Annotated in this window: 24 protein-coding genes and 1 tRNA gene; 13 read left to right on the top strand and 12 right to left on the bottom strand. The window is 51.0% G+C overall.

All coding sequences use genetic code 11. The features are described from left to right. Positions 1–49 precede the first annotated feature (49 nt). The gene (locus tag GEAM_RS02730) at positions 50–1,300 is read left to right on the top strand and encodes a NupC/NupG family nucleoside CNT transporter (protein WP_034787936.1); all 1,251 of its coding nucleotides are present in this window, start codon (positions 50–52) and stop codon (positions 1,298–1,300) included. A gap of 90 nt (positions 1,301–1,390) precedes the next feature. On the opposite strand, the gene GEAM_RS02725 is transcribed toward GEAM_RS02730, so the two are convergent. After that, positions 1,391–1,663 (bottom strand): hypothetical protein, encoded by a 273-nt coding sequence (locus GEAM_RS02725; protein WP_128124581.1) that lies wholly within the window; start codon positions 1,661–1,663, stop codon positions 1,391–1,393. A gap of 15 nt (positions 1,664–1,678) precedes the next feature. Then, the gene (locus GEAM_RS02720) at positions 1,679–2,254 is read right to left on the bottom strand and encodes a hypothetical protein (RefSeq protein WP_034787932.1); all 576 of its coding nucleotides are present in this window, start codon (positions 2,252–2,254) and stop codon (positions 1,679–1,681) included. Between the two features lie 278 nt (positions 2,255–2,532). Between GEAM_RS02720 and mdlD the strand changes: the two genes are divergently transcribed. Next, positions 2,533–3,843 (top strand): NAD(P)-dependent benzaldehyde dehydrogenase MdlD, encoded by a 1,311-nt coding sequence (gene mdlD, locus GEAM_RS02715; protein WP_034787930.1) that lies wholly within the window; start codon positions 2,533–2,535, stop codon positions 3,841–3,843. Between the two features lie 30 nt (positions 3,844–3,873). On the opposite strand, the gene GEAM_RS02710 is transcribed toward mdlD, so the two are convergent. The 6 genes from GEAM_RS02710 to gpt all read right to left on the bottom strand — a co-directional run bounded on the left by GEAM_RS02710 (position 3,874) and on the right by gpt (position 9,099). Next, a tRNA-Thr gene (locus GEAM_RS02710) sits at positions 3,874–3,949 on the bottom strand. Positions 3,950–4,127: 178 nt separating this feature from the next. Beyond that, a complete protein-coding gene (gene proA / locus GEAM_RS02705) occupies positions 4,128–5,381 on the bottom strand; it encodes a glutamate-5-semialdehyde dehydrogenase (RefSeq protein WP_034787928.1) in 1,254 nt (417 codons plus the stop codon). A gap of 23 nt (positions 5,382–5,404) precedes the next feature. Further along, a complete protein-coding gene (gene proB / locus GEAM_RS02700; RefSeq protein WP_034787925.1) occupies positions 5,405–6,508 on the bottom strand; it encodes a glutamate 5-kinase in 1,104 nt (367 codons plus the stop codon). 142 nt (positions 6,509–6,650) lie between these two features. After that, positions 6,651–7,052: a sigma factor-binding protein Crl gene (gene crl, locus GEAM_RS02695; RefSeq protein WP_034787922.1), complete on the bottom strand. Its 402-nt coding sequence runs from the start codon at positions 7,050–7,052 to the stop codon at positions 6,651–6,653. A gap of 64 nt (positions 7,053–7,116) precedes the next feature. Further along, positions 7,117–8,364: an esterase FrsA gene (frsA, locus tag GEAM_RS02690; protein WP_034787919.1), complete on the bottom strand. Its 1,248-nt coding sequence runs from the start codon at positions 8,362–8,364 to the stop codon at positions 7,117–7,119. A gap of 276 nt (positions 8,365–8,640) precedes the next feature. Next, the gene (gpt, locus tag GEAM_RS02685; RefSeq protein WP_034787916.1) at positions 8,641–9,099 is read right to left on the bottom strand and encodes a xanthine phosphoribosyltransferase; all 459 of its coding nucleotides are present in this window, start codon (positions 9,097–9,099) and stop codon (positions 8,641–8,643) included. Between the two features lie 307 nt (positions 9,100–9,406). Here gpt and pepD point away from each other — a divergent pair, with 307 nt between their 5' ends. Continuing rightward, on the top strand, positions 9,407–10,867 hold the full coding sequence (pepD, locus tag GEAM_RS02680) for a beta-Ala-His dipeptidase (RefSeq protein ID WP_034787912.1): 1,461 nt from the start codon (positions 9,407–9,409) through the stop codon (positions 10,865–10,867). A 69-nt stretch (positions 10,868–10,936) separates the two neighbouring features. Here the strand turns inward: pepD and dinB are convergent, their stop codons facing one another. Then, positions 10,937–11,995 (bottom strand): DNA polymerase IV, encoded by a 1,059-nt coding sequence (gene dinB, locus GEAM_RS02675; RefSeq protein ID WP_034787910.1) that lies wholly within the window; start codon positions 11,993–11,995, stop codon positions 10,937–10,939. A gap of 231 nt (positions 11,996–12,226) precedes the next feature. Between dinB and GEAM_RS02670 the strand changes: the two genes are divergently transcribed. After that, positions 12,227–13,126, top strand: coding sequence for a glycerophosphodiester phosphodiesterase family protein (locus tag GEAM_RS02670; protein WP_034787908.1), 900 nt, complete (start codon positions 12,227–12,229; stop codon positions 13,124–13,126). A gap of 298 nt (positions 13,127–13,424) precedes the next feature. Further along, positions 13,425–14,150 (top strand): peptidoglycan meso-diaminopimelic acid protein amidase, encoded by a 726-nt coding sequence (gene dpaA, locus GEAM_RS02665; RefSeq protein WP_034787907.1) that lies wholly within the window; start codon positions 13,425–13,427, stop codon positions 14,148–14,150. Here dpaA and GEAM_RS02660 read toward each other — a convergent pair. Further along, positions 14,121–14,888, bottom strand: coding sequence for a class II glutamine amidotransferase (locus GEAM_RS02660; RefSeq protein ID WP_034787904.1), 768 nt, complete (start codon positions 14,886–14,888; stop codon positions 14,121–14,123). The genes dpaA and GEAM_RS02660 overlap by 30 nt on opposite strands. A 26-nt stretch (positions 14,889–14,914) precedes the next feature. After that, entirely contained in the window at positions 14,915–15,496 is a 582-nt protein-coding gene (lpcA, locus tag GEAM_RS02655; protein ID WP_034787902.1) for a D-sedoheptulose 7-phosphate isomerase, read from the bottom strand. Positions 15,497–15,744: 248 nt separating this feature from the next. On the opposite strand from lpcA, the gene fadE reads away from it, so the two are divergent. Continuing rightward, positions 15,745–18,201 carry an acyl-CoA dehydrogenase FadE gene (gene fadE / locus GEAM_RS02650; protein WP_034787899.1) on the top strand — a complete coding sequence of 819 codons (2,457 nt, stop codon included), beginning with the start codon at positions 15,745–15,747 and terminating at the stop codon, positions 18,199–18,201. An 88-nt stretch (positions 18,202–18,289) separates the two neighbouring features. Here the strand turns inward: fadE and GEAM_RS02645 are convergent, their stop codons facing one another. Then, positions 18,290–18,760, bottom strand: a complete 471-nt coding sequence (locus GEAM_RS02645) for a YehS family protein (RefSeq protein WP_034787897.1) — start codon at positions 18,758–18,760, stop codon at positions 18,290–18,292. A gap of 480 nt (positions 18,761–19,240) precedes the next feature. Between GEAM_RS02645 and GEAM_RS02640 the strand changes: the two genes are divergently transcribed. From GEAM_RS02640 to GEAM_RS02610, 7 genes are read left to right on the top strand one after another with little or no spacing between them, the layout of a single operon-like run. Further along, positions 19,241–19,936: a type IV pilus major pilin gene (locus GEAM_RS02640; protein WP_034787894.1), complete on the top strand. Its 696-nt coding sequence runs from the start codon at positions 19,241–19,243 to the stop codon at positions 19,934–19,936. Further along, positions 19,936–21,579, top strand: a complete 1,644-nt coding sequence (locus GEAM_RS02635) for a type II secretion system protein (protein ID WP_084674026.1) — start codon at positions 19,936–19,938, stop codon at positions 21,577–21,579. Before GEAM_RS02640 ends, GEAM_RS02635 begins: the two co-directional genes overlap by 1 nt. A gap of 24 nt (positions 21,580–21,603) precedes the next feature. Next, positions 21,604–22,014 carry a TcpQ domain-containing protein gene (locus tag GEAM_RS02630; RefSeq protein ID WP_084674024.1) on the top strand — a complete coding sequence of 137 codons (411 nt, stop codon included), beginning with the start codon at positions 21,604–21,606 and terminating at the stop codon, positions 22,012–22,014. Between the two features lie 18 nt (positions 22,015–22,032). Then, a complete protein-coding gene (locus GEAM_RS02625) occupies positions 22,033–23,502 on the top strand; it encodes a type II and III secretion system protein (protein WP_034787892.1) in 1,470 nt (489 codons plus the stop codon). Next, on the top strand, positions 23,499–24,059 hold the full coding sequence (locus tag GEAM_RS02620) for a hypothetical protein (protein ID WP_034787891.1): 561 nt from the start codon (positions 23,499–23,501) through the stop codon (positions 24,057–24,059). Before GEAM_RS02625 ends, GEAM_RS02620 begins: the two co-directional genes overlap by 4 nt. Positions 24,060–24,065: 6 nt before the next feature. Further along, a complete protein-coding gene (locus GEAM_RS02615; RefSeq protein WP_034787890.1) occupies positions 24,066–24,893 on the top strand; it encodes a hypothetical protein in 828 nt (275 codons plus the stop codon). Beyond that, positions 24,875–25,351 carry a hypothetical protein gene (locus GEAM_RS02610; protein ID WP_051899378.1) on the top strand — a complete coding sequence of 159 codons (477 nt, stop codon included), beginning with the start codon at positions 24,875–24,877 and terminating at the stop codon, positions 25,349–25,351. Before GEAM_RS02615 ends, GEAM_RS02610 begins: the two co-directional genes overlap by 19 nt. Positions 25,352–25,538: the final 187 nt, after the last annotated feature.

Below are 25,538 nucleotides of genomic sequence, written 5' to 3'. Positions count from 1 at the left end.
CCATTTGGATATCCTGCATACCAAAATTAATAATAACGAGATAATCATTATGGACATAATGAGAAGTGTTTTAGGTATGGTGGTATTACTGGCAATTGCATTTATCCTGTCAGTAAATAAAAGCAAAATCAGTCTTCGGACTATTGGTGCGGCGCTGATTTTACAAATAGCCATCGGCGGCGCGATCCTCTACCTACCCCCAGGAAAATGGTTAGCTGAAAAAGTCGCCTATGGCGTTCATAATATAATGAATTACAGTGATGCGGGCAGCGCATTTATATTTGGTGCATTAGCCGGGCCAGATATGAATAGAGTATTTAACGGCGCGGGCTTCGTTTTTGCCTTCCACGTACTGCCTGCAATTATCTTTATGACGGCCTTGGTGAGCTTGCTTTATTATATCGGCATTATGAAGTTACTGATTCGCGTTCTTGGCGGCATTTTCCAAAAAGCTTTGAATATCAGCAAGATTGAGTCCTTTGTTGCCGTCACCACCATCTTCCTCGGCCAGAATGAAATTCCCGCCATCGTTAAACCTTTTATTCATCGCCTCAATCGCAACGAGCTATTTACAGCGATTTGTAGCGGCATGGCGTCTATCGCGGGGTCGACAATGATTGGCTATGCCGGGCTGGGCGTGCCAATAGACTATCTGTTGGCGGCGTCATTAATGGCAATCCCCGGCGGTATCCTCTTTGCGCGTATCTTGAGCCCGGCCACGGAGGAGTCGCAGATTGTTTTCGATAACCTCTCCTTCACCGAAACGCCGCCAAAAAGCATCATTGAAGCCGTGGCGTCTGGGGCGATGACCGGGCTGCGGATTGCCGTCGGTGTCGCAACCGTGGTAATGGCTTTTGTCGCGATAATCGCCCTAATTAATGGGCTGATTAGCGGCGTGGGCGGGCTGTTTGGGCTAGGCGGTGCAAGCCTTGAAGGCATATTAGGCTATGCCCTTGCTCCCCTTGCTTGGGTGATGGGCGTCGATTGGCATGACGCGACCTTAGCAGGCAGCCTGATTGGCCAAAAGCTGGCGATTAATGAGTTTGTTGCCTATCTCAGTTTTTCGCCTTATCTGCAAACCGCCGGGACTTTAGATGTCAAAACCATTGCCATCATTTCATTCGCGCTATGTGGTTTTGCCAACTTTGGCTCGATTGGCGTGGTGGTCGGCGCATTTTCTGCCATAGCACCTCAGCGTACCTCTGAAATTGCTCAACTCGGGATGCGAGCACTGGCGGCGGCAACGCTTTCTAATTTGATGAGTGCCACCATTGCAGGGTTCTTTATTGGTCTGGCATAAATAATAATTCGCCAGACTTCGGTTGTTCAGGCTAATAATTTTGTTAGCGTGACCAGGTAAAGTCTGGCGATATTAGATATTGAATTAGTATTAAGAATAGCGAGACTCTTTAATCAGCAGCATGACCATTTTATCGACTAAGAACGGCGCGCTTTTATTTAACTCGGAATCATTAAGAATTTTAACTGCCAGAGACAGTGCAAATTCACGAATGTCTTTACTCCCCTTCTCATCGGATTGAGTTGATGAGTTAAATTGCAGTTCGATGATGATTTGAATAAGCTCGTCAATTATCTCAATCAAATCATCTCGCTCACTTCCCTGTGTATTTTTACGGTATGTTGGAAAGTCCATCACATTCACATTACCGTCCTCTCATTAAGCCGCCTTTAAACGACGCTGGCTTACCGTTAGCCAAAGGGCGGAAACCAAGAAATAAAAAGCACCGACCGCCGAGTAACCGGCAATATTAACAATCGAAGGGGGAACCGGCATTTGTGCTTGTAGAATAAAGAACGCGCCCGCCAGTGAAGACTGCGCGCCGCTGAGGATCATGGTCCACTGAGCACCGTAGCTTTTCCAGCGGCCCACTGCGACGCCCAGCTGTAATAAGCCAGACAATATGGCCCAGACGCCAAACACCCCAATTACCCAATTGCGGCTAATCGACAGCGCCCCCAGCACCGCTAAGGTGGTCAGCACGCTGACAATGATATTGGTGGTCTGGATACGGTTATGACCGAGGCCGCCGCTGCGCGATGCATCAATGTAGTTTGCCAACGCATCCCACGCCGGGTAAATGACCAGCAAAACCGCGCCTATGGTCGAAGAGTGTTGCCCCAACGTGAAGGCGGACGCCACCCATAACACTGAAAATAGCGCGCGGGTATAGTAATAACGCTTCAGCCACTGCTCTTGGCCAAGGTTCGCTGAACTTACTGGATTTTTGCTCATACTCTCTCCAAAACTCACTCGTCGCTGAAAACAAAAAGGGTCAATTGGTTGAATTACACAATCAACCTACTAGTTGGTAGGTTGATTGTCAAACACCTGAATGGGACGAGATGCATGACTGAAGATGAGCCTGATTACAGACTGGTAACAAATGGAACCTAGTCGAGCACGATGACCACCCAGTACACTAAACCGAAAATCTACTTGGCTTTAGAGCCGCCAGAACCATCGCTGTCTAAGATTGATCATGACGTTGTACCCAACACCGGAGGATTGAAATGTTAAAAACTGATAACTCGACCATTCAAGCCGTATTTACTAAGCAGAAGAATTTCTTCAAAACTGAAGCGACCAAAAGCGTTACCTTCAGGAAGGAGAGCCTGCAAAAGCTCAAGCAGTCTATTGTCAGTCACACTGAAGACCTGTATGCCGCCTTGGATAGCGACCTCGGGAAATCCAAGGATCTGGTCGATCGCACCGAAATAGGCCGGGTCATCTCAGAACTCGATTTCACACTGGCGCATCTCGACGAATGGGTGGTGCCAGAAACCGTGCCTTCTTATCCTGGCACAACGTTCTCTGAAGCTTTTATTGAGCACGAAGCCTTTGGGGTTAGCTACATCATCGGCCCCTTCAACTACCCGATTAATCTGGTGTTTTGCCCGCTGCTGGGCGCGATTGCCGGGGGCAATACCGCGGTTATCAAACCTTCTGAATCCGTTCCTGAAACCGCGCTGGTTATCCAGAAGATCATTCAGTCTGTATTTGACGAAGAGTACATTGCGGTAATTCAAGGAGGCCGGGACGAGAATGAATTCCTGCTGAGCCTGCCGTTTGACTTCATCTTCTTCACCGGCAGCCCTGCGGTCGGCAAAATTGTCATGACCGCCGCGGCCAAGAACCTGACGCCGGTTATCCTCGAATTAGGCGGGAAATCGCCATTTATCGTGTTGGAAGATGCCAATCTGGACCGCGCGGTGGACATGCTGACTTTCGGCCGGTTCTCCAACAGCGGCCAAACCTGTGTTGCGCCGGACTACGTTTTTGCTCACGAAAGTGTGAAAGACGCCCTGCTGACGAAACTGGTTGAGCGTATCAAAAGCACCATTCCTAACGTTGACTCTGTAGGTAAGCTGGTTTCCAGCAAACAGGTAGAAAGACTGACCGGCATGCTTGAGCAGACCAAAGGCAAAGTGATTTATGGCGGTGAAGCCAACATCGCAACCCGCCATATGCAGGCGACCGTGGTGGATAATGTGGATTGGGATGACGCATTAATGCGTGAAGAGCTGTTTGGCCCGGTTTTGCCAGTCATGACCTTCACCGAGATTGAGCAGATTGCCGAGGGCGTGAATAAGCATCACCCGAAACCACTGGCGGCTTATGTCTTTACCAATGACATTGATAAAGGCCGCAAAATCACCACCCAAATTCCATCTGGCGATGCCATCATCAATGGCGTCATGCAGCAGGCAAGCTCACCGTACCTGCCATTCGGCGGCATCGGTAACTCCGGCGTGGGCGAATATCACGGGAAATACAGCTATCTGGCGTTTACTCATCGCAAATCTGTGGTGATTAATAAATAAGGGTAAACCTAGAGGGGGCTTGCTTTGAAATGGTGCCGACTACCGGAATCGAACTGGTGACCTACTGATTACAAGTCAGTTGCTCTACCTACTGAGCTAAGTCGGCATTTTTACTGCGGGTTACTTCGGGGTGACAAATTATTGAAATCCGAGTCGCAAGTCAAGAGGCAAAGAATCGACTGCTGCTTTTCTCGTCACAGCGGGTGATGGAAGGCTTGGAAATGATGATTTCTGTATAGTTTTTGTTAATAGCCCCGGTGATTCGGGGCTATTTTTTTGGGCTTTTACGGGCGCACTAAATCGTCGCCGTAGCCAATCCACTTGTAGGTGGTCAGGGCTTCTAAGCCCATTGGGCCACGGGCATGAAGTTTTTGCGTGCTGACCGCCACTTCCGCGCCTAAACCAAACTGCCCGCCGTCGGTGAAACGGGTGCTGGCGTTGACGTACACCGCCGAGGAGTCCACTTCATTGACGAAACGGTCGGCCTGACTGATAGAGCGCGTCAGAATAGCGTCGGAGTGCTCGGTGCCGTATTTACGGATGTGGGCGATAGCCTCGTCGATATCCGCCACCAGCGTAACGTTCAAATCCAGCGACAGCCACTCGTCCTGATAATCTTCTTCCGTCACGGCTACTACCTTCGCCGGGCCATTTTGCAGATAAGGCAGCGCCGACTCGCTGGCATGCAGCGTGACGCCCGCGGCATGCATTTTGGCACTCAGCTCAGGCAGGAAGCGGGCCGCGATGGCCTGATGAACCAACAGGGTCTCGAGGCTGTTACAGGCACTTGGGCGCTGAACTTTGGCGCTTTCAATCACGGCCAGCGCTTTGGCGAAATCCACACTCTCATCAACAAAGGTGTGACACACGCCGATACCGCCGGTGATCACCGGAATGGTGGACTGCTCGCGGCACAGCTTGTGCAGCGCCGCGCCACCGCGAGGGATCAGCATGTCGATGTATTTATCCAGACGCAGCATCTCGGTGACCAGCTGGCGGTCCGGGCTTTCAATCGCCTGCACCGCCGCGCGTGGCAGACCACACTGCTCCAGCGCCTGTTGAATCACTTTCACCGTCGCCTGATTGGTGTGGTGAGTCTCTTTGCCGCCGCGCAGAATAGCCGCGTTGCCGGTTTTCAGGCACAGGCTGGCGACGTCAATGGTGACGTTAGGGCGCGCTTCGTAAATCACCCCGACCACGCCCAAAGGCACGCGGCGGCGCTCTAGCTTCAGCCCGCTGTCTTGGGTCGAGCCGTCAATAATCTGGCCGACCGGGTCACTCAGGCGGCACACGTCGCGCACATCGCTGGCGATAGCAGCCAGACGCGCAGGGGTCAGCAGCAGGCGGTCGAGCAAGGCTTCGCTCATGCCACTGGCGCGGGCGGCGGACATGTCTAATTCATTGGCCTGAATAATGCTCTGGCTGTTGGCTTCGAGCATGTCAGCAATCACTTGCAGCGCGTGGTTCTTCTGCGCGGTGCTGAGTGTCGAAAGTGTATAAGAGGCCTGTTTGGCGGCCTGCCCCATTGCGTTCAACATGGGTATATCCTTAAAAATCAGTCTTAACTGACAATCATATCGTCACGGTGTACGGCGACCGGGCCATACTCGTAACCGAGGATTTCACTAATCTGCTGGGAGTGGTGACCGGCAATCATGCGCATCGCGTCGCTATTGTAGCGGCTGACCCCATGGGCCAAATCGCGCCCAGTCAGGTTGCGAATGCGGATCACTTCCCCACGCGAGAAATCGCCTTTCACTTCACGGATGCCTTTCGGCAGCAGCGAACTGCCGCGCTCCAGCATGGCGGCAACCGCGCCGTCATCAATGGTGATTTCACCCGCAGGCGGCGCGCCGAAGATCCAGCGTTTGCGGTTCTCGAGTGGCGTCTGCATGGCGTGGAAGCGAGTACCCACTGACACGCCATTGATGACGTCAGCAATCACGCCCGGCAGGTTACCCGCGGCGATAATGGTGTCGACACCCGCGCGGCACGCTACGTCGGCGGCTTGCAGTTTGGTGGCCATGCCGCCGGTTCCCAGACCAGACACGCTATCGCCCGCGATGCCGCGCAGGGCGTCGTCGATGGCGGTCACTTCGCGAATCAACTCAGCCTGCGGGTTGGTGCGTGGGTCGGCGGTGAACAGGCCGCGCTGGTCGGTCAGCAGCAGCAGTTTGTCTGCACCGGCTAAAATCGCCGCCAGCGCCGACAGGTTGTCATTATCACCGACTTTAATCTCGGCGGTAGCCACCGCGTCGTTTTCGTTAATGACCGGCACGATATGGTTATCGAGCAGCGCGTTCATGGTGTCACGCGCGTTGAGGAAACGCTCGCGGTCTTCCATATCGGCGCGAGTCAGCAGCATCTGGCCGACATTAATGCCATAAATAGAAAACAGCTGTTCCCATAGTTGAATCAAACGGCTCTGCCCCACCGCCGCCAATAATTGCTTGGAGGCGATGGTGGCGGGGAGTTCGGGGTAGCCCAGATGTTCGCGCCCGGCGGCGATAGCGCCCGACGTCACGATAACAATTCTGTGCCCTGCCGCGTGTTGCTGCGCGCACTGGCGAACCAGCTCAACAATGTGAGCACGATTAAGGCGACGGGAGCCGCCGGTGAGCACGCTAGTGCCCAGTTTTACAACCAATGTTTGGCTGCCACTCATAATCTTTCTGCCGTTTGCGTTTGAAGAATTGAATAGAGTTTAAATGATGAAGTGTACTGTTGTCTTTGGAAAAGGAGAACAGCGTTATGCCTTAGGGCATAACGCTAAATTGCAGGGTTCAAGCAGGGGAAAATCGCGGTCTTTAGGCCGACAATTTTAAAGGTTCGTCGCCAAAATCTTCAGCAGGTTCGAGTTTCAAAGACATCTCGACAATCATGGCGTTGAGGTTCTTATGGAAGCCACGCAGCGTAGTCTCCAGTTTGTCACGCACTTCAGCATCTTTAATGTTTTGCTCCTTCCAGTCGCCCTCTTTGTCGAACAACCCGAAGTGATAAACATAGGTAAAACGCTCTTCCTCAGCCTGAAGCTCAATCCACCAGCCCCAGAATTCACGCTTCTCCGGCGCGGGTTTTACGTTAACGCATACCGCTAAACAGTCGAAGAAAAAGCGATCGTTCTCGCACTTGGCTTCCCTGATATAGGGCCCCAACGTGCCGAAACGTTTCATTAGCCTACTTTTAGGGTGACCACTTGGTAACGTCATTACACATTCTCCTTTTAGGGGGCTTCATTTGTAGCAAACCCTTAAGAATTAGCAACCTTTTCGTTTAACGCATGTGAGTCGACAGCCATTCACAAATATCATGCAGCGCCTTGTCGAAATTCTGATAAAGCGGCTCTCTTTTAATGCTCAACAGCTTGCCATCCCCCGAGGAATCAGCGATTAAGCGAGATTCCTCCTTAGGACTGAAGGGGTCTTGCTCCCAGTAACCGGCAATGATTGGCGTCGGCGTTCTGCGCCCGAGCAGCCCCTGTGTTTTCAGAGAATACCTATTAAGCTCGGTCTTCAGCGCGCTGTCACTGGCATTGGACATTCCCAGTCGGCTGGCGAGCACGTCCATATACATGTCGGGTACTTTGTCCTGACATTTGGCGTCGAATAATAGGGTATGAACCAGTGCGCCGAGGGTCGCCACACCGCGAACGCGACGCGGCTCTAAATAGGCCAGACGCACGGCGACATTAGCACCAAAGCGGAAGCCGAGCAGGCTGACTTTGGTTGAATCTATCCACACTACGTCGCTGAGTTTTTTCAGCACTTGCTGATGCAAGAAGCTGGTGTCCTGGGTCAGTTTCCACTTGGCGGAGAAGCCAATCGACGGCATGTCGATGGTCAGCATGGCAATGCCACGCGGCGCAAGGTAGTCGCGGAACAGCCGCTGATGGTCACTCTGCAAGGTATCCAGTCCGCCACACACCATCACGGTTGGGAACGGCGCTTTGCCCTCGTTGGGCAGATGCAGGAAGCCGGTGATCGCGCTGCCGCCTTCGATGGCGAAGTCGATCTCTTTCAGTTGATAAGGAGAATGCAGCGCAGACTGCTCGAAAGCCTTGTTGGCTAACACTTCTGCCTGTTCCGCCAGCGTGTCGCCTCTTAAATGAGGGTAGCCAGCAATGCTATAAAGGTTGGCGGCTTTGAGCCAATATTCGCTGGCGAGGGCCAAGTCTTCGGCCTCTTGCGCCTTTTGTTGCCACGCCATGCCCTGCTGCGACCACTCATAAATCCAGTTACCGCCGCGATAGCCAATCACGGTATCGAGAAGGCGCTCGTCGCTGCGCTTGGCGGTAGAAACGGCAATGCGAGACAGCACTTCTTCCACTTCCAGCGGATTTACGCCGCGCCACAACCACATCAAACGGTTAATCGTGCGATACCAACAAGGTGCCGAATCCCCTTCCAGCGCCGAGTGGAGCGTATTCACCCCGGCATGATGCACACGACGAACCAGCGTCGAGGTTTCTGGATATTTGAAGGTGGGTTTGAACAGTTTTTCCGTAAGGTTGGCTGGTGCCATGATGCAAAATCCTCCGTTAACCAGCTGCGTGGACGAGAATTATAACAGGGACACGTTGCGATAACTCAGCACTCAGGTCAAGCCTGATGCAAATGAAAGACAAACGAAAACGCCCAACCAATCGGCTGGGCGTTTTGCTTTCAACTTCTGTAATCCTCTAAATCATTCGAGTCGCGTCAAGGCGGCAACTGAGCAAAGCCCAGGAGCTTACATTAGTAAGTGACTGGGATGCGCGAGGGCAGCCAACGCAGGAGCGGCTCGAAGGATGACGAGGATTTATTTGCCGACCAGAGGAGGTACGAACACCACACCCATATCCCACGGCTGCTCAATCCACGTATCCTGCGGAATATCAATCACATAGTCATCAACCAGCGGCGCACCGGCTGGTTTGGCGAACATGGTGATGAAGTGCGCTTTTGGATACATGTCGCGGATGGCTTTGGCGGTGCCGCCGGTATCGACTAAATCGTCAACTACGATGAAACCTTCACCGTCACCTTCAGCGCGTTTCAGCACTTTCATTTCGCGCTGATTGTCGTGGTCGTAGCTTGAGATGCACACGGTATCAACGTGACGAATGCACAGTTCACGCGCCAACAGAGCGGCAGGAACTAAACCGCCACGGCTTACCGCGATGATGCCTTTCCATTGTTCTGCCGGCAGCAGGCGTTTTGCCATGGTGCGGGCGTGGATTTGCAGCATGTCCCAAGTTACAACGTATTTTTCGCTCATATAGGTGTCCCAGCCAGTGAAATGACGGCTTCTAAAAATGTATTCGGGGGGAAGAAAAAAGGTTGCGCGAGATTATAGTGAGTCCAGCTCACAAAAACCAGCGCTTATGAGGCCAGAACCCCGCAAACCCCAAGGATTTTCCACTGCCTTACGCGCACTGCTTAGGATTAAGTGATATTCTGTTTGACCAGCCGCCACACCGATTGGCAACTGGATCTGATGAATAATTAACCTTAAACCTACAGCACCTCAATCAGTTCACCGGCCAATGCCTTCTGACTGAGCTGACTGTTACAGGAGACTCATAGTGTCTGAATTGTCTCAACTTTCGCCACAACCGCTGTGGGATATTTTTGCCAAAGTTTGCTCGATTCCACACCCTTCTTACCATGAAGAAGCACTGGCAAAACACATCGTTGAATGGGCACAGGAAAAAGGTATTCACGCTGAGCGTGATGAAGTTGGCAACATATTGTTGCGTAAGCCAGCCACTAAAGGCATGGAAAATCGTAAAGCGGTCGCCCTGCAAGCTCACCTCGACATGGTGCCGCAGAAGAACAACGATACTGTTCACGATTTCACCAAAGATCCCATCCAGCCGTACATTGATAACGGTTGGGTAAAAGCACGCGGCACCACGCTGGGTGCTGACAACGGCATCGGTTTAGCCTCTGCACTGGCAGTATTGGCTGACGAATCCGTTGAGCACGGCCCGCTGGAAGTGCTGCTGACCATGACCGAAGAAACCGGCATGGCAGGCGCGTTCGGCCTTCAGCCAAACTGGTTGCAGTCTGAAATTCTGATCAACACTGACTCAGAAACCGAAGGCGAAATCTATATGGGTTGCGCCGGTGGTATCGACTTCACCGCAACGCTGCCACTGACTCGTGAAGCCGTTCCGGCAGGCTACAGCCTGTTGAAGCTGACCTTCAAAGGCTTGAAAGGCGGCCACTCAGGCGCTGACATTCACTTAGGTCTGGGCAACGCCAGCAAACTGCTTGCTCGCTTCTTGGCTGACAATGCTGAGACTCACGGCCTGCGCCTGTTGGACTTCACCGGCGGTACGCTGCGTAACGCTATCCCACGCGAAGCCATTGCGATCGTTGCCGTTGCTGCTGATAAAGCCGACGCGCTGAAAGCGGCTGCCCAAGAGTTCTTGGCTACCGTTCAATTCGAACTGGCTGCGGTTGAGAAGAAAATTGCTTTCGTAGTTGAAGCGGCGCAAAGCGATGCTAAAGCGCTGAACAAAGAGAGCCAGCATCACTTCCTGTCACTGCTCAACGCGACGCCAAACGGCGTGATCCGCATGAGCGACGACGTGAAAGGCGTGGTTGAAACCTCTCTGAACGTCGGTGTTGTCACCATGACCGAGAGCGAAGTGGCGATCAACAGCCTGATCCGCTCCCTGATCGACAGCGGCAAAGAGTACGTGGTCAGCATGCTGACTTCTCTCGGCCAACTGGCTGGCGCTAAAACGCTGGCGAAAGGCAGCTATCCGGGCTGGAAACCAGAGCCAAGCTCTCCGGTCATGACGCTGGTGCGCGAAACTTACCAGCAGCTGTTCGACAAAACGCCAAATATCATGGTTATCCATGCTGGTCTGGAATGTGGTCTGTTCAAAAAGCCATACCCAGACATGGACATGGTGTCTATCGGCCCAACCATCACCGGCCCGCACTCGCCGGATGAGCAAGTTGAGATCGAAAGCGTTGACCTGTACTGGAAGCTGCTGACCGCCCTGCTGAAAGCGATCCCAGAGCGTAAGTAATGTTTCTTTTGCACCTCCCCCTGAGAAGGGGGAGGAATCAAAACCAGAGAAGATAAAGCGTTTTCAGCCTCACTCCCACGGCAGCAGCAACTGCCTCTCGATCTGCGGATCTTGCAAAGTCACATGTAACCCAACCAATCGCACACCTCGACCGCCCCGCCGCTGTTCCCATGCTTCATGGGCTACCTTCAACAAGTCATTTTTATTCAAAACCGGCCAGACGTGCTCTTGAGTGGTTTGCTGGAAATCGTGAAACTTCAACTTTACGCCCTGCCGGGCAATGCGCAAATCGGGGCTGACGCGGCTCAGTCGGGTTTCCAGCTCGGGGTAAAGCCGGTCGATCAGCGCCACGCACTCTTCCCAACTGTGAATATCTTCCGCCAGCGTGCGCTCGACGCCGACGGATTTACGCAGGCGCTCCGGGGAGACTTCGCGCTCATCAATGCCCTGACAGCGCTCCCACAGCACGCGGCCAAACTTGCCGAAGCCTTTTAGCAGCTTCGCCAAATCATAACGCTGCACATCGCCACAGGTGATCAGGCCGTGCTCCTGCAAACGCTTTGCCGTCACCTTGCCCACGCCGGGGATTTTGCTAAGCGGCAGGTCTTGCAGGAAATCAGCGACTTTATCTGGGGTGATCACGAACTGGCCATTGGGCTTATTGAGATCTGAGGCGATCTTGGCGAGGAACTTGATGGGCGCAATCCCGGCCGACGCCGTCAGGTTGATTTCATCTGAAATGGCTTGGCGGATCTCAGCGGCGATAAGCGTAGCGGAGCCATTGCACTGGGTGGAATCAGAGACATCGAGGTAAGCCTCGTCGAGCGAGAGGGGTTCTATCAATGAGGTGTAGCGGGAGAAGATTTCACGAATATGGTTTGAAGCTTCTTTATAAGCTTCCATCCGCCCGGGGATCACCTTGAGGTGTGGGCAGAGCTTGAGCGCCATGCCGGTGGGCATCGCGCTGTGGACGCCGAACTTGCGCGCCGGATAGTTCGCGGTACTTATCACGCCACGGCGATCACGGCTGCCGCCGATGGCTATTGGGATGTCACGCAAAGAAGGATCGTCGCGCATTTCAACTGCCGCGAAGAAGCAATCCATATCGACGTGAATAATTTTACGCATAGCCCCTCCCAATGACTGTACAAGCATACAGTATCAAGATGGAAATTCAAGTCTACTGAGTTAACCCATAGAGTAGACAAATATTAAAATTGCCGCTTATTTATCCTAATAATAGTTATCTCAATTTTAGATTGAATACTGAAAAATAATCGTTTTTGTGTATGAATTTAATATTTTTTTCATAATCACTCTGTATATTAATTGCTCCATTGTCTCTAAAAGGAATTAGTTATGATCAGCTTTAATCGAAAATTGTTATGCACCACGTTGTTATGCAGCGCCCTGTTCCCACTGACGGGCTTGGCGGCGACCATTAGCGGCGCACCGCAGATTATTGCCCATCGCGGCGGCACGGCTGATGCACCGGAAAACACGGTTCCGGCTATCGAACTGGCGCTAAACAATGGCGCGGATGCCATTTGGGTAACCGTGCAGCTCTCCAAGGATAACGTCGCGGTGCTGTATCGCCCGTCCGATTTAAAATCTCTGACTAATCAGAGTGGTCCGGTGTCGCAGTACACGGCGATGGAGCTGTCGAAAATGGATGCCGGTTGGGCCTTTGGCAGCGGCGATAACCATCCTTATCGTGGCAAAAACATCGGTATTCCGCGCCTGGAAACCGTGCTTAACGCCTTCCCTAAAACCACTTTCTATATTGATATCAAAAGCCCGGACGCCAGCCCTGCCGAGATGGCTAAAGCCTTAAACAAGGTGCTCGACAACACGCACAGCCAGCGCCGGGTGCGCATTTACTCCACCGACAGTCAATATCTGGATTCCCTTCCGGCTTCTATTCCGCGCTTTGAAAGCCGCGATACCACCCGCACCGCGCTGGCTAATATCACCATGGCGCACCAGTGCCAAATCAAAGCTGATGACAAAAGCCGCTGGTATGCGTTGGAAATGAAACGTGAAGTGGAAGTGGTGGAAAAATACACCTTGGGCGAGGCGCGCTCTAAGGCCACGCTGGCGTGGGATAAAGAGGCGATGGACTGCTTCCGTTCACAGGGAGAGGCGCACATTATTCTGATCGGTATTAATAATCAGGCTGACTATCAACAGGCCAAAGCGCTGGGGGCTGACGGCGTGTTAGTTAACTCACCGGCTGATTTCAAAAACATTCCTCGCTAGCGATATTCCCCGGCAGAAATGTCGGGGTATTCACAAAAAAATTGATTAAAAAGTAAACTAACTCATTTTTTCACACTTTATCTGTAAATTTATTCCTAGTGGGATTGCTAAAAAAGCCACCAGCATTAATATGGCATCGAATCATGCATGTTTAATGCCGATTGTATATCAGTGGCGGTCTTAAAGATCTTCGTATCTGTAGACAAAATAATCAGACCTAAACCCCACATAATTGAGATTGCCGCGACGTCAGTAGCAACAGCAACTATCGAGGGGAAATCGTTAAGCAGGAATAAGAATGATCAGAATCGCGCTGTTACTTGCGATGCTCCTCAGTTTGCCCCTTTTTACCCTCGGCACCGCGGCCGCCAGTGAGCCTGTCCCGGTTGATCAAGCGTTAAAACAGAAACTTTTGGGTTCCCCGGTTTATATCCAGATCTTTAAACAGGAACGCAAACTTGAGCTTTATGCCGAACTTCAGGGCGAATATCGCCTAATTGGCACTTACGGTATTTGTGATTTCTCGGGCGGCTTAGGGAATAAACGTCGCGAAGGGGATTTCAAAAGCCCAGAAGGTTTTTACAGTGTCGACATTCATCATTTAAAACCTGATAGCAAATTCTACCGGGCAATTAACATCGGTTTCCCGAATGCCTATGACACGGCTCAGGGCTATTCCGGCAAATATTTAATGATCCACGGTAACTGTAAATCTATCGGCTGCTATGCGATGACCGATCAATACATGGATGAGATTTTCACTTATGTGCAGGCGGCGTTCCAATACGGCCAGCGTAACGTGCAAATCAGCATTTACCCGTTCCGCATGACAGATGCCAACATGGCGTCGCACAGAAACTCTTCTTACATCAGTTTCTGGAACGAGCTAAAGCCGGGCTATGACTACTTCCAGAAGTACCATACGCCGCCAAACGTGGTCGTCAGCTCAGGTAAGTATGTGCTAACTCAGCCCGTGCAAACCACCCCGCTGGGTTCACAGTTGGCGTTCACCACAGTGAAATAAGGCGAATTCACCTGGAGCAATCTTGTTCCAGGTTTCGTTACCCGTTAATGGCTGGGTAGCGATCACCGTGACGACATCATTGGGTGTCGTCTGCTGCTGAAAATCAATTTCCACATCCTGATCCAACAAGGTTGCCTTGCCAAACGGCGCTCTGCGCGTGATCCAATACAGATTGGTCGAGCAGTAAGCCATGACGAAGCGCCCGTCAGACAACAGCATATTGAACACCCCTTTCTGCCGCATTTGGTCAGCCAGCGACGCGATATAGCGAAACACCGCCGGCCAGTTGCCCGGCGTTCGCGGATAGCGTTCAGTCAATTTATGCAGTAACCAGCAGAAGGCGAACTCACTGTCAGTCTGGCCGATGGGCCTTAAGGTGCCAGTATCCAGCTGGCGATAGCCGCGCAGCTGCCCGTTGTGCGCGTAGGTCCAGTTGCGGCCCCACAGTTCACGGGTGAAGGGATGGGTATTTTCCAGCGATACTTCGCCGCGATTGGCCTGACGAATGTGCGAAATCACCGCGCAGGATTTGATCGGATACTCCTGAACGAGACGGGCAATGGGCGAATTAAAGCTCGGATGCGGATCTTTAAAGGTGCGACAACCATTACCTTCATAGAAAGTAATACCCCAGCCATCTTTATGCGGACCCGTGCCGCCACCTCTTTGCACCAACCCACTGAAACTGAAACAGATATCAGTAGGAACGTTGGCGCTCATCCCGAGCAATTCGCACATTGCCAGTCTCCTTTACATCAAAAGCCTTACGCTTTTGCCATCTCTTTTTCGATTAACAGAATCAAAATATGAATCACTTTAATGTGGATTTCCTGCACGCGGTCCGCGAAACCAAAGTGCGGTACGCGAATTTCTACGTCAGCTGAACCGTCCATCTTGCCGCCGTCTTTACCGGTCAGGGTGATGACTTTCATGCCTTTCGCACGCGCAGCTTCAATCGCCTTGATCACGTTAGCGGAGTTGCCAGAGGTGGAGATCCCCAGCAGCACGTCGCCCTTCTGCCCAACCGCTTCAACGTAACGGGAGAAGATATGGTCGTAACCAAAGTCGTTACCCACGCAGGAGATGTGGCTGACGTCAGAAATGGCAATCGCCGGGTAGCCCGGACGGTTTTCACGGTAACGGCCAGTCAGTTCTTCAGCGAAGTGCATGGCGTCGCAGTGCGAACCGCCATTACCGCAGGAAATCACCTTCCCACCCGCTTTAAAAGAATCCGCTAGCAGCACGGCAGCACGTTGAATTGACTCAATATTTGCTGAATCACTGAGGAATTTGTTCAGTGTCTCAGCAGCTTCGTTCAGTTCACTACGGATAATATCCAGGTACATGGCAGCCTCTTTTTATGTCCATTTTCAGCAATAAAGCGTTCCGCCACGCAGTGTAACGGATTGCCGAAACAGCGAGAAGCCAAGAAGCGGTAATCAATCCGAATGTTTGTGATTTTGACCCTTAGTGCGATCGGTTTGTGAGCCAAGTTGTAATTAAGATGTAAATACATTGATAAAGAAATGGACCTGAACTAAAACCAATATATCACTCTAACAGGTCAGACCTCCTACAACTGGGGAGATTTATCATGATGGTTCTTAGTATCGTTGCCTTGCTCGTTATCATCGGTGTGCTGTTCTATCACCGCGTGAACCTACAACTTAGTAGCTTGATTATTCTGGCTTTTACCGCTGCCATGGGCGCTATCCACCTGTGGACTCTCTGGCTGCTGGTGCCGCTGGCAATCATCTTGCTGCCTTTCAACATTCCTGCTCTGCGCCGTTCACTGTTCTCCGCTCCGGCCCTGCGCACCTTCCGCAAAGTCATGCCAAGCATGTCTCGCACGGAAAAAGAGGCGATTGAAGCCGGTACCACTTGGTGGGAAGGCGACCTGTTCAGCGGTACGCCTGACTGGAAAAAGTTGCAGGATTACCCGCAACAACGCCTGACAGAAGAAGAACAAGCCTTTATCGACGGCCCGGTAGAAGAAGCCTGCCGCATGGCGGATGACTTCCAGATCACGCACGAGCTGGCCGACCTGCCGCCAGAGCTGTGGGCCTATTTGAAAGAGCACCGCTTCTTCGCGATGATCATCAAGAAAGAGTATGGCGGCCTCGAATTCTCGGCTTACGCTCAGGCTCGCGTGCTGCAAAAACTGGCCGGTGTGTCAGGCATTCTGGCCATCACCGTCGGCGTGCCTAACTCCCTCGGCCCCGGCGAATTGCTGCAACATTACGGCACCGACGAGCAGAAAGATCACTATCTGCCGCGTCTGGCCCAAGGTTTGGAAATCCCATGCTTTGCTCTGACCAGCCCGGAAGCAGGCTCTGATGCCGGGGCTATTCCTGACGTCGGCGTGGTATGTAAAGGCCAGTGGGAAGGCAAAGAAGTGCTGGGCATGCGCCTGACTTGGAACAAACGCTATATCACGCTGGCCCCTATCGCCACCGTGCTGGGACTGGCCTTTAAGCTGAAAGACCCGGACCACCTGTTGGGCGATACCACTGAGCTTGGCATCACCTGTGCGCTAATCCCAACGGACACCCAAGGCGTGGAAATCGGCCACCGTCACTTCCCGCTGAACGTACCTTTCCAAAATGGCCCGACGCGCGGTAAAGACATTTTCGTGCCTATCGATTACATCATCGGCGGTCCGAAAATGGCCGGTCAGGGCTGGCGTATGCTGGTTGAATGCCTGTCGGTTGGTCGCGGCATCACCTTGCCGTCCAACGCTACCGGCAGCCTGAAATCACTGGCGATGGCGACGGGTGCTTATGCTTATATCCGCCGCCAGTTCAAACTGCCTATCGGCAAGATGGAAGGGATCGAAGAGCCGCTGGCGCGCATTGCTGGTAACGCCTATGTCATGGACGCCGCGGCAACGCTTATCACCAATGGCATTATGCTCGGTGAAAAACCGGCGGTGCTGTCGGCTATCGTCAAATATCACTGTACCCACCGTGGCCAGCGCGCCGTGATGGACGCCATGGATATCACCGGCGGTAAAGGCATTATGCTCGGCAAGAACAACTTCGTGGCCCGTGCTTATCAGGGTGCGCCAATCGCCATCACGGTAGAAGGTGCCAACATCCTGACCCGCAGTATGATTATCTTCGGGCAAGGCGCTATCCGTTGCCATCCGTACGTGCTGCGTGAAATGGCGGCGGCGGAAAGCAACGATCTGCATGATTTCGACCGCGCGCTGTTCGGCCATATTGGCCACGTCGGCAGCAACAAAGTGCGCAGCTTCTGGCTGGGCCTGACCAACGGCCGCACCAGTAAGACACCGGCCAAGGACGCGACGGCTCGCTACTATCAGCAGATTAACCGCCTGAGCGCCAACTTGGCCCTGCTGTCCGATATTTCCATGGGCGTGCTGGGCGGCAGCCTGAAACGCCGCGAGCGCATTTCGGCCCGTTTAGGCGACATCCTCAGCCAAATCTATCTGGCAACGGCGACGCTGAAACGCTATGAAGAAGAAGGCCGTAATAAAGATGACCTGCCGCTGGTGCATTGGGGCGTGCAGGACTGCTTGAATCAGGCGGAAATCGCCATTGAAGAGCTGCTGCGTAACTTCCCTAACGGGCTGGTAGCAGGCGTGATGCGCTTTGTTATCTTCCCGCTGGGTCGTGCTCAGGCCGCGCCTTCTGACCAACTGGACCACGAGCTGGCGCGCATTCTGCAAGTGCCATCAGCCACCCGCAGCCGCATTGGTCGCGGCCAGTATCTGACGGCGAGCGAGCACAACCCGATTGGTCAGTTGGAAGAGGCGCTGAAGGATATTCTGGCGGCTGAGCCGGTGCATAAACGTCTGTCCGACGCGATGGGCAAAAAGCTGTCGTTCACTCGTCTGGATATTCTGGCGCAAAAAGGTCTGGATGCTGGTCATCTGACCCCGGACGAAGCCCGAATTCTGAGCCGTGCCGAAGAGAGCCGCCTGCGTTCTATCAACGTGGATGAGTTCGAAGCCGATGAGCTGGCAGCAAAAAAGCCAGAGCCGGAAGAGAAGAAAGTGGTGAAGCCACGGCAGACTGAAGCCGCATAATACGCGAACCGCAGCACAAAAAAGCCTGAGTGTGTCATGCACTCAGGCTTTTTATTTGGAGCAAAGCCGATAAGACGGCGAGCGGGCTTTAGGCTTTAGACGGGCGGACCCGCGCGGTCAAACCTTTCAGGAAGTAACGCAGCACCTGATCGCCGCAAGGACGGTAGTTCTTATGGCCTTCTTTGCGGAAGAACGCGCTCAGTTCGCCTTCGGACATTTTGAAGTCGGCGGCGGCCAGCACGCTCAGCATGTCTTCGGTTTTCAGCTCAAACGCCACGCGCAGTTTCTTCAACATGATGTTGTTGGTGACGCGTTTTTCTACTTCTGGAGCTGGGAAACGGTCGTCTTTACCACGTTTGAAGGTGATCAAACCGTTGAGGAAGTTAGCCATGACTTCGTCAGGAACCTCCATGTAACCCTCTTCGTCCTCTTTCTTCAGGTAGCGGGACATCACTTCCGGGCTGACGGGCACGCCGGTGGTTTTGAGGATCTCAATCAGTCTGCCTTCGCTTAAATCAAGCATGTGGCGCACGCTGCGCAAGACGTCGTTATGCATCATAATTCTGTATTCCTGTTTGGAGTAAACCGAGGAAATGCCACTGGGTTCACCCCTTCGCACCTCGAAGCGGCACATTATACAAGAAACCGACGCGCTTCGCTGAACTGACGTTCACAGGTCATTTTGTGAAAAAAAATGCGTTCCGCTAACTAATCTAAATAGCTAATCGATGAGGTTCATAATAATAAAAACACCTTGCCAATATTTTATTTTAAGAATCAAAAACAAAACCCAAAATTAATTAATCAAACAAATAACAATTGCGAATAATAAAAATCAACTCAAAAACAACAATTCAATAAAAAAACACCCAGAGCAATTCCAAAAATCTATTGCATTTCATAGCTCGCTTACATAACAATCAGCCTGCCATTAGATATCTGCGCTTAAATAATCACTTCACCGGGGATTATTTATTATGTGTTTAATGAAAAATAAAATATCCAGAAAATCGCTATTAGCATACATAAGGAATGTGTCGTGAAAGAACAAATTAATATACTTAAGAGTAAAGCTAACGCGTATAAGAAATTTAGAAAACAGCGGGGAATGTCATTACTCGAAGTCATTATCGTTTTGGGTATTGTCGGGACTATAGCCGCAGGCGTGGTCGTGCTGGCACAGCGCGCCTTCAGCAGCCAGTCCATTACTAAATTAGTCAGCAACACCAATAGCATCCGTCTGGCGGCACAGGAAGCTTACAGAAATACCGGCTATCCGGTGGCTTCACCTACCGCCACCGTCAACATGTCTCCTACCTCCATCCTGGTAAACGCCAACGCGAAAATCATGATCGCGTCACTGGTACAGCTGGGAAAACTGTCTGAATCTGAAGCCAAAAACGGCATCTCTGGTGACTACTTCCATATGGGCGGAGTACGTATTACCACTGGCCCCACAGCTGGCTTGAAAGGCTTTTATCTTACTATCAACGGGTTAGATCAAGCTCAGTGCCGTAACATTATTACTCAAATTGGTAATCAATGGGATTACGTTGGTGTCGTAGCCGCCGCAGCCGGTGTCGATGCCGTGGCACCAAGCTCGCTGGATGCCACACTGGTTTCTGGGGTATTGAGAAGCCTGCATGCCAGTGGCAACGTCACTATCACTCCTGCGGCAACCTTAGGGGTTTGTACCAATACCCCAAACAACGCCATCGTGTTGGGTAGCCGTTAATGCCCCGCCCCTTCTCCTGTGGGAGAAGGGATTTCTCTACTGACCATCATATTGGCCTAATCGTGCATAAATTCTCTCGCGGTTTCACTTTGCTTGAAATGTTAGTGGTGCTGGTGATCATCGGCCTGACTATGGCTTTTACAGTCAATATCAAGCAAAAGAACATTGAAGAAATTAAACAACGACAGACGGCAAAACTCATTACTCGTGAGATATACGGCTTGGTTAAATTTATTCAGCAAGGTCAGGTTTCTGTTATCGAAAACGGTAAAGGGGATAATTTTAAAACCAATCCACTTTATGATCTGAAATTAAACGGGGCCAGAAAAGCTGTTTATAGTAGAAGAGTCACTAATTATAAAATGACTGAAGTCATTCACTCGGCAAGATTCTTTGAATGGTACGGGCCTATGAGCCAGAGAAGCTATTTTGTCAGTAATCGCTGCGGGCCGGAGACATTAAATAAGGTCTACCAATTCGAGAAAGAATTTCTGCCGTGCGCCTCCCCGAGTCAGCTCAGCAAAGAGGTTTTAAATATTGTTCGCGTTGATTTAGTTGGCGACCCCAAGCGTCAGGATGTCGACCGGGTCGATTTCATCATCAGTTACAGCCCTCTAACGCCGCGAACCGAGGACAAGTTGCGCTTTGACAGCTACCTTCAGGCATTTAACAAAGCGTTTGAAGATATGGGGCTGAGTTACGCCCACGCGCACATTGTGGTGCGCCCGCCGGGCAGCAAGGCTAACTCGGCGTGGCAGCTATTGATGACGGGCAGCGAAAGTCAAAGAGTGCCAGTGAATTTCGGTGAAATGAGCCGCTATATCGCGACCGCCGGCAGTAAGCTTAAACAGCAATTTGGCATCCGTATTTCGGTGAACACTAAAAATGCTCAGAAGACTCAACTCGCAGGCAGCGTCGGGGCGGGAAAGCTCTGCTGGGATGCCTCAAAATCCAATACCACCCTTTGTCTCTCAAGCGAAGCCGGACAGGGCTATAACCATGCTGAAAACAATGTGCTGGTTCTGGAAGCCAATAATGCTGACGGCTCAAAGACCGTGGGCACATTGCTCACCAACGTGATTCTAGAAAGCCCAGGAAGATACACAAACTCTCCCCCGGAGTTGACCACCATTCCGCTGATAAGCTACGCCGCTTTTGGCAATACCATTAATATCGATGCACCTCCCTTATATGGTGCAAGATATTACCAAGAGTACATGGGTCGTCTGGATGATGAAGTGGGGAGAATTACATTACCCGTTCAGCGTTGCCCAATGGGCCCGAACAATCGCCAACTTTACCCAAGAATTGCGGCAGCCATTTCGTCCTTGTCCTCCGATATCTCTTATAACATGAAGGAGAATGTAGGAACTTATCTAAAAGATTATTCTAATCCAGCACTGACTCGATCAGTCGCTCCAAGCGAACTGTCATCGGATTTTAGCAAAGTAGAGATCCAAGTTAACCGTTACGACAATAAATGGGTCGTTACTTCCACCATATCGGCTTATAACCGTGCACACAAAAAAACATTTAGCTACCGTAATCCAAGCTCTGTATCCGTAGTGATCACCCGATGGTGCAGCACCGTTGAAGTTGATTATTCCCGTCTATTTTATAAAGGCCTCACCCCTAACTTTTAATTGGCACTACAGCAGGACATTACTATGAAAGGGATATTTAAACCATTATCGTTACTCTTATTATTTATTAGTACTGCCTCTTATGCGTCACTTCACACTGGTGCTAACTCGGCTAAAATTGATAATACCCACCGGACAGGATTGCTATTAAAAAAACCTCTACTTCACGCCGAAGTTACAACCCAGAAACAAATATTGATTCTGCATGAAAATAGCCTATTAAGTCAGGAAATAAAAAAATGGGCGGATAAAGTCGGCTATAAGCTGCTATGGAATAGCGAAAGCGATTACATGATATTTACTGATACGCTGATATCGGGGAAGAGCAATGATGAAATTCTCAATAATTTGGGGCGTATTTTTGTCTCGGAAAACTATGGGTTAGTTATTAAGTTTTACAGCAAAAATAAAGTGTTAATCATTGATGGACAATAGTTTCACAGGGAAACAGTGATGAAGAATAAATTATTGGTATTTTGCTTATCCGCCATGCTGCCGGGCTGTGCTCACTATTTTGACCAAAAGTACGATCTTAATAGTGAATCTAACCAGATGCCTCAGGTGGTGGAAGCGGATGACATCAAAACCCGTCCCTACCAAAAATATGACGCAGCCTTCCTTGGCAAGCGCGTTGAGTACAATGCCAAGACACAGCAACTGCTGAGTCAAAACGTCAATATTGAATCCTATGAACCTATAGATCTGCCGACCCTGCTTGAATCCGTCGCCGACCAAACGGGGATCAGCTATCGCATCAATGATTCTTTGCCTAATAGCGAGAAGACGGGCAGCCAAGCGGCCCCACTTCAGGCACACACTATTAACTTCAACGGCACGTTTGAAGAGTTTATGCGTTACATATCCGTGCTTTATGATGTTTCCTCGACACTGGACCACAACAACGTGTTGACCACGTCGTTGTATGAAACCTATGCCATTAAGCTGGATTTCTATGGGCAAAATAACAAATTCGAAGCCTCACTCGATCTGTCGAGCAATGAAGCCACGGCGGAAGGCGGCCTGATTGCCAAATCAGAAACCAAGTTTGAATCCACCTTCTGGGAGGATGTTAAAGACATGGCGGAGAAGTACGTTTCTAGCGGTATTTACAGCCTTTTTAAAGATGCCTCTATTTTGACTTTTACCGCCAGACCTTCGGAACATAAGACCCTTAGCCAAATCCTCAAGAAATACCAGACCGACAACAGCCGCCAGTTTATTGTCAGCTACAAGGTTTTTGTGCTGGATAAGCGAAAAATTAAAAAAGCCGGTGCCGCGATGAATATCGATCTGATTAACGGCGGCACGGGGATAAACCTCACCACCGCAATGATGAAATCTGCAGAAGGAACCTTTAAGGCCGGGCGTAAGTTCTATTCGCCAGAAGCTGGGCGCACGCTAAACATTAATGCTCAACTTGACGCTTTTTATGAACTTACGGGTTCGCGAGTATTGCAGAGCGGCACCTTTGTTACTCGTAACAATATGCCTATTCCTTTGAATATGACCAAGAGACAGAACTATGTCTCCGGGCGCACCAGAACCATTAATGAAACCACTAATCGCGAAACCATAGAGGTCACCACTGATAGAATTATTACTGGCACCAGTTTTATTATTACGCCTAGAGTTCTGTCAGACGGCAGAATAGAAGTCTCCAGCGGCTTTACCAAAAGATTCCTCAATGGTCTCGACACCTTCGAGCTTATTCAACTGCCTGTCGTGACCACCACGGAAACCTTTAATGTTTCTACCGTCACGGCGGGCACATTATTAATGGTCAGCAAGTACCAAGCGACGGAAATGTCAGACGGACAGCGAGCGATGCTGATAGGCGCGGGCGGCGAGAGCAACCAATCTGATGCCACTGTCGTCATGGTGGTGGGTATCGACTATCATCAGGCGCCCTACTCATTAAAATGAAAAATAACTTCATCCAACAGTTAACCGAAAACCATATTGTCACTGGGTTAATCTGGGAAAACGCCTATTCCGGCAGTAATGCTAAGGATTATCGCCAATGGATTGAGGCGACGAAAAAGAGTCACCATCAGGTGGTCTATACCGATGATAAGAATAAAAGCCACTATGGCTACACGGACAAGCCGGTTTTATATCATGACCCGTTCGCCACCTATATTAATACTCAATTTGGCGATGGCATTTATTATGCCGTTGTCTCTGAAGATGAATATTATTTGTTAATGATTTATAGCGGTCAGATTATAGCTGGAACCGACAGGCTGATTGGCAAAGCCTTTTTTGATGAAGTGATACGCGTGTTGCCGGAGTCGGACTACGGCGATTTGGAGCTTATTCTATTAGAAGACAAGCATATCGAAACCGTCATTTCATTGTGTGAAAAACGCAAGAAAAGGCTGCGCAAACAGAGACTGTTCCTCTATAGCGCTTTGCTGCTTACGGCCATCGGCGTGGTGGGGTTAACGCTGGTGCTGATAGACTTCTTTTTCTCCGGATAATTAACCATGCTGAATAAAGATTACATCTGGAAAGACATCACCCAATCGGCGCGTAAATTGCCCATTATTATCAGCACCGTTGTGGTGATACTGATTTTATTGTCGATTAGCGGAGGATACTTCCTGCTGTATGTGCCGAAAAAAGAGCGACTGGCGCAAGAGGAGATCGCCCAGCAGCAGGTAGCGCAGAAGATCCAGCAAGTAAAACAGTACTATCTGGATAGCTTTAGCGGCGGGCATATTACCAGCTTAAACAAATTGCTGACGGAGATGGCGCGCAGCCGCATTCCATTACAACTGGCGGGTTATCGGGAAGAGAATGTCAACTGCGATACCACCAGCTGTAATTTCCATTATCTATTGCAAGACAATGGGATTTTTAATTTACAGCAAAAGCAGTTTTGGCATCGGCTATTTACGGCGAGCTTCTCTGCTGGTGAGGTTAATTATCAAGGTCTGCCTTCAAAACTGGAAAATCATCCTTTATTGAAGAAATACCAATCCGCTGCGGCTATTCAATTACCCCAATGTGTCAATCTGTTGAATTATATTTACGGGCATAACAACGCCGTCGCCAGTAAAGAAAAAATAATCCTTCTCAGCGCGCCAGAGTCCTCAATTTCATCTCTCGAGGATGAAGTCGGCCAGCGCATGGGTCAGCGCTATCAATTCTTAAGCGCCACTTGGGAAGTTGAACTGCCCAGGGAAGCCATTTACGTGATGCAGTATTTCAAAACTCTCGCCTATCAGGACGCCTTCTTTATTAAAGAGGTGGCGGTGAGCAAGACAGGGACCAAAATATCAGGAGGATTGTTATGCAAAAATGGACATTGATCGCCCCGCTGCTGCTCATGTCAGCACCCTATGCCGTGCTGGGTCAGGATAATCTCCCGCCACTGGCCAGTAATCAGCTTGAGATCCCGGCGGTATCTCCTGAGCAAGACCATATTGCCAGCATGATGGAAGACAACTTCTATTTTGAGACTGAGCATCGCAAGCTGGTCAACGAACTGGCGCTGGAAGAGCTTCGTAGCAAGCTGAGTAAGCTAAAAAATGAGCCTTTACAAGGCGATGTGCCTGACAGCGCCGCCAGTGCCCCGCAGCAATTTTCTGAGGGGCCAAAAGTCCTGCTGATTTCTGACATCGCTGGCGTGTCGCGCGTGGCCATCGCCGTGGGCAAGCAGGTAAAAATGGTGCGCCTGAATGAAGTATTTCAGGCCAATGGCAAAGCGTACAGGCTACAAGCCGGTGCTCAACGTGGGGCAATGAGCATTAAGGAAGTCACGCCGTGAGCTTCGAATTCCTCCGGCTTGAGTCGCCGGACATCACCGGCAGCGGCTGGCTGTTCAAAGAATACGATGAGCACCTGCTCACCGCCTCGTTTGAGGATAAGCACTACCTGATCTGCCCCCGCCCGCTGCTGGAATGCTTGCCGACCATCCAGTTTGACCTGTGGCGGTTGGGCAAATTCCAGTCGCC

This window comes from Ewingella americana ATCC 33852, from assembly GCF_000735345.1.
Lineage (GTDB): Bacteria > Pseudomonadota > Gammaproteobacteria > Enterobacterales > Enterobacteriaceae > Ewingella > Ewingella americana.
Note: the sequence above shows the minus strand (reverse complement) of the source record. Positions and strands in the feature narration are given on the sequence as shown.

Bases quoted from the DNA above. Each gene is read 5' to 3' on its own strand.
- GEAM_RS02730 (WP_034787936.1), top strand. From the start codon at position 50: ATGGACATAATGAGAAGTGTTTTAGGTATGGTGGTATTACTGGCAATT.
- GEAM_RS02720 (WP_034787932.1), bottom strand. From the start codon at position 2,254: ATGAGCAAAAATCCAGTAAGTTCAGCGAACCTTGGCCAAGAGCAGTGG.
- mdlD (WP_034787930.1), top strand. From the start codon at position 2,533: ATGTTAAAAACTGATAACTCGACCATTCAAGCCGTATTTACTAAGCAG.
- proA (WP_034787928.1), bottom strand. From the start codon at position 5,381: ATGTTGAACGCAATGGGGCAGGCCGCCAAACAGGCCTCTTATACACTT.
- proB (WP_034787925.1), bottom strand. From the start codon at position 6,508: ATGAGTGGCAGCCAAACATTGGTTGTAAAACTGGGCACTAGCGTGCTC.
- crl (WP_034787922.1), bottom strand. From the start codon at position 7,052: ATGACGTTACCAAGTGGTCACCCTAAAAGTAGGCTAATGAAACGTTTC.
- frsA (WP_034787919.1), bottom strand. From the start codon at position 8,364: ATGGCACCAGCCAACCTTACGGAAAAACTGTTCAAACCCACCTTCAAA.
- gpt (WP_034787916.1), bottom strand. From the start codon at position 9,099: ATGAGCGAAAAATACGTTGTAACTTGGGACATGCTGCAAATCCACGCC.
- dinB (WP_034787910.1), bottom strand. From the start codon at position 11,995: ATGCGTAAAATTATTCACGTCGATATGGATTGCTTCTTCGCGGCAGTT.
- GEAM_RS02670 (WP_034787908.1), top strand. From the start codon at position 12,227: ATGATCAGCTTTAATCGAAAATTGTTATGCACCACGTTGTTATGCAGC.
- dpaA (WP_034787907.1), top strand. From the start codon at position 13,425: ATGATCAGAATCGCGCTGTTACTTGCGATGCTCCTCAGTTTGCCCCTT.
- GEAM_RS02660 (WP_034787904.1), bottom strand. From the start codon at position 14,888: ATGTGCGAATTGCTCGGGATGAGCGCCAACGTTCCTACTGATATCTGT.
- lpcA (WP_034787902.1), bottom strand. From the start codon at position 15,496: ATGTACCTGGATATTATCCGTAGTGAACTGAACGAAGCTGCTGAGACA.
- fadE (WP_034787899.1), top strand. From the start codon at position 15,745: ATGATGGTTCTTAGTATCGTTGCCTTGCTCGTTATCATCGGTGTGCTG.
- GEAM_RS02645 (WP_034787897.1), bottom strand. From the start codon at position 18,760: ATGATGCATAACGACGTCTTGCGCAGCGTGCGCCACATGCTTGATTTA.
- GEAM_RS02635 (WP_084674026.1), top strand. From the start codon at position 19,936: ATGCCCCGCCCCTTCTCCTGTGGGAGAAGGGATTTCTCTACTGACCAT.
- GEAM_RS02630 (WP_084674024.1), top strand. From the start codon at position 21,604: ATGAAAGGGATATTTAAACCATTATCGTTACTCTTATTATTTATTAGT.
- GEAM_RS02625 (WP_034787892.1), top strand. From the start codon at position 22,033: ATGAAGAATAAATTATTGGTATTTTGCTTATCCGCCATGCTGCCGGGC.
- GEAM_RS02620 (WP_034787891.1), top strand. From the start codon at position 23,499: ATGAAAAATAACTTCATCCAACAGTTAACCGAAAACCATATTGTCACT.
- GEAM_RS02615 (WP_034787890.1), top strand. From the start codon at position 24,066: ATGCTGAATAAAGATTACATCTGGAAAGACATCACCCAATCGGCGCGT.
- GEAM_RS02610 (WP_051899378.1), top strand. From the start codon at position 24,875: ATGCAAAAATGGACATTGATCGCCCCGCTGCTGCTCATGTCAGCACCC.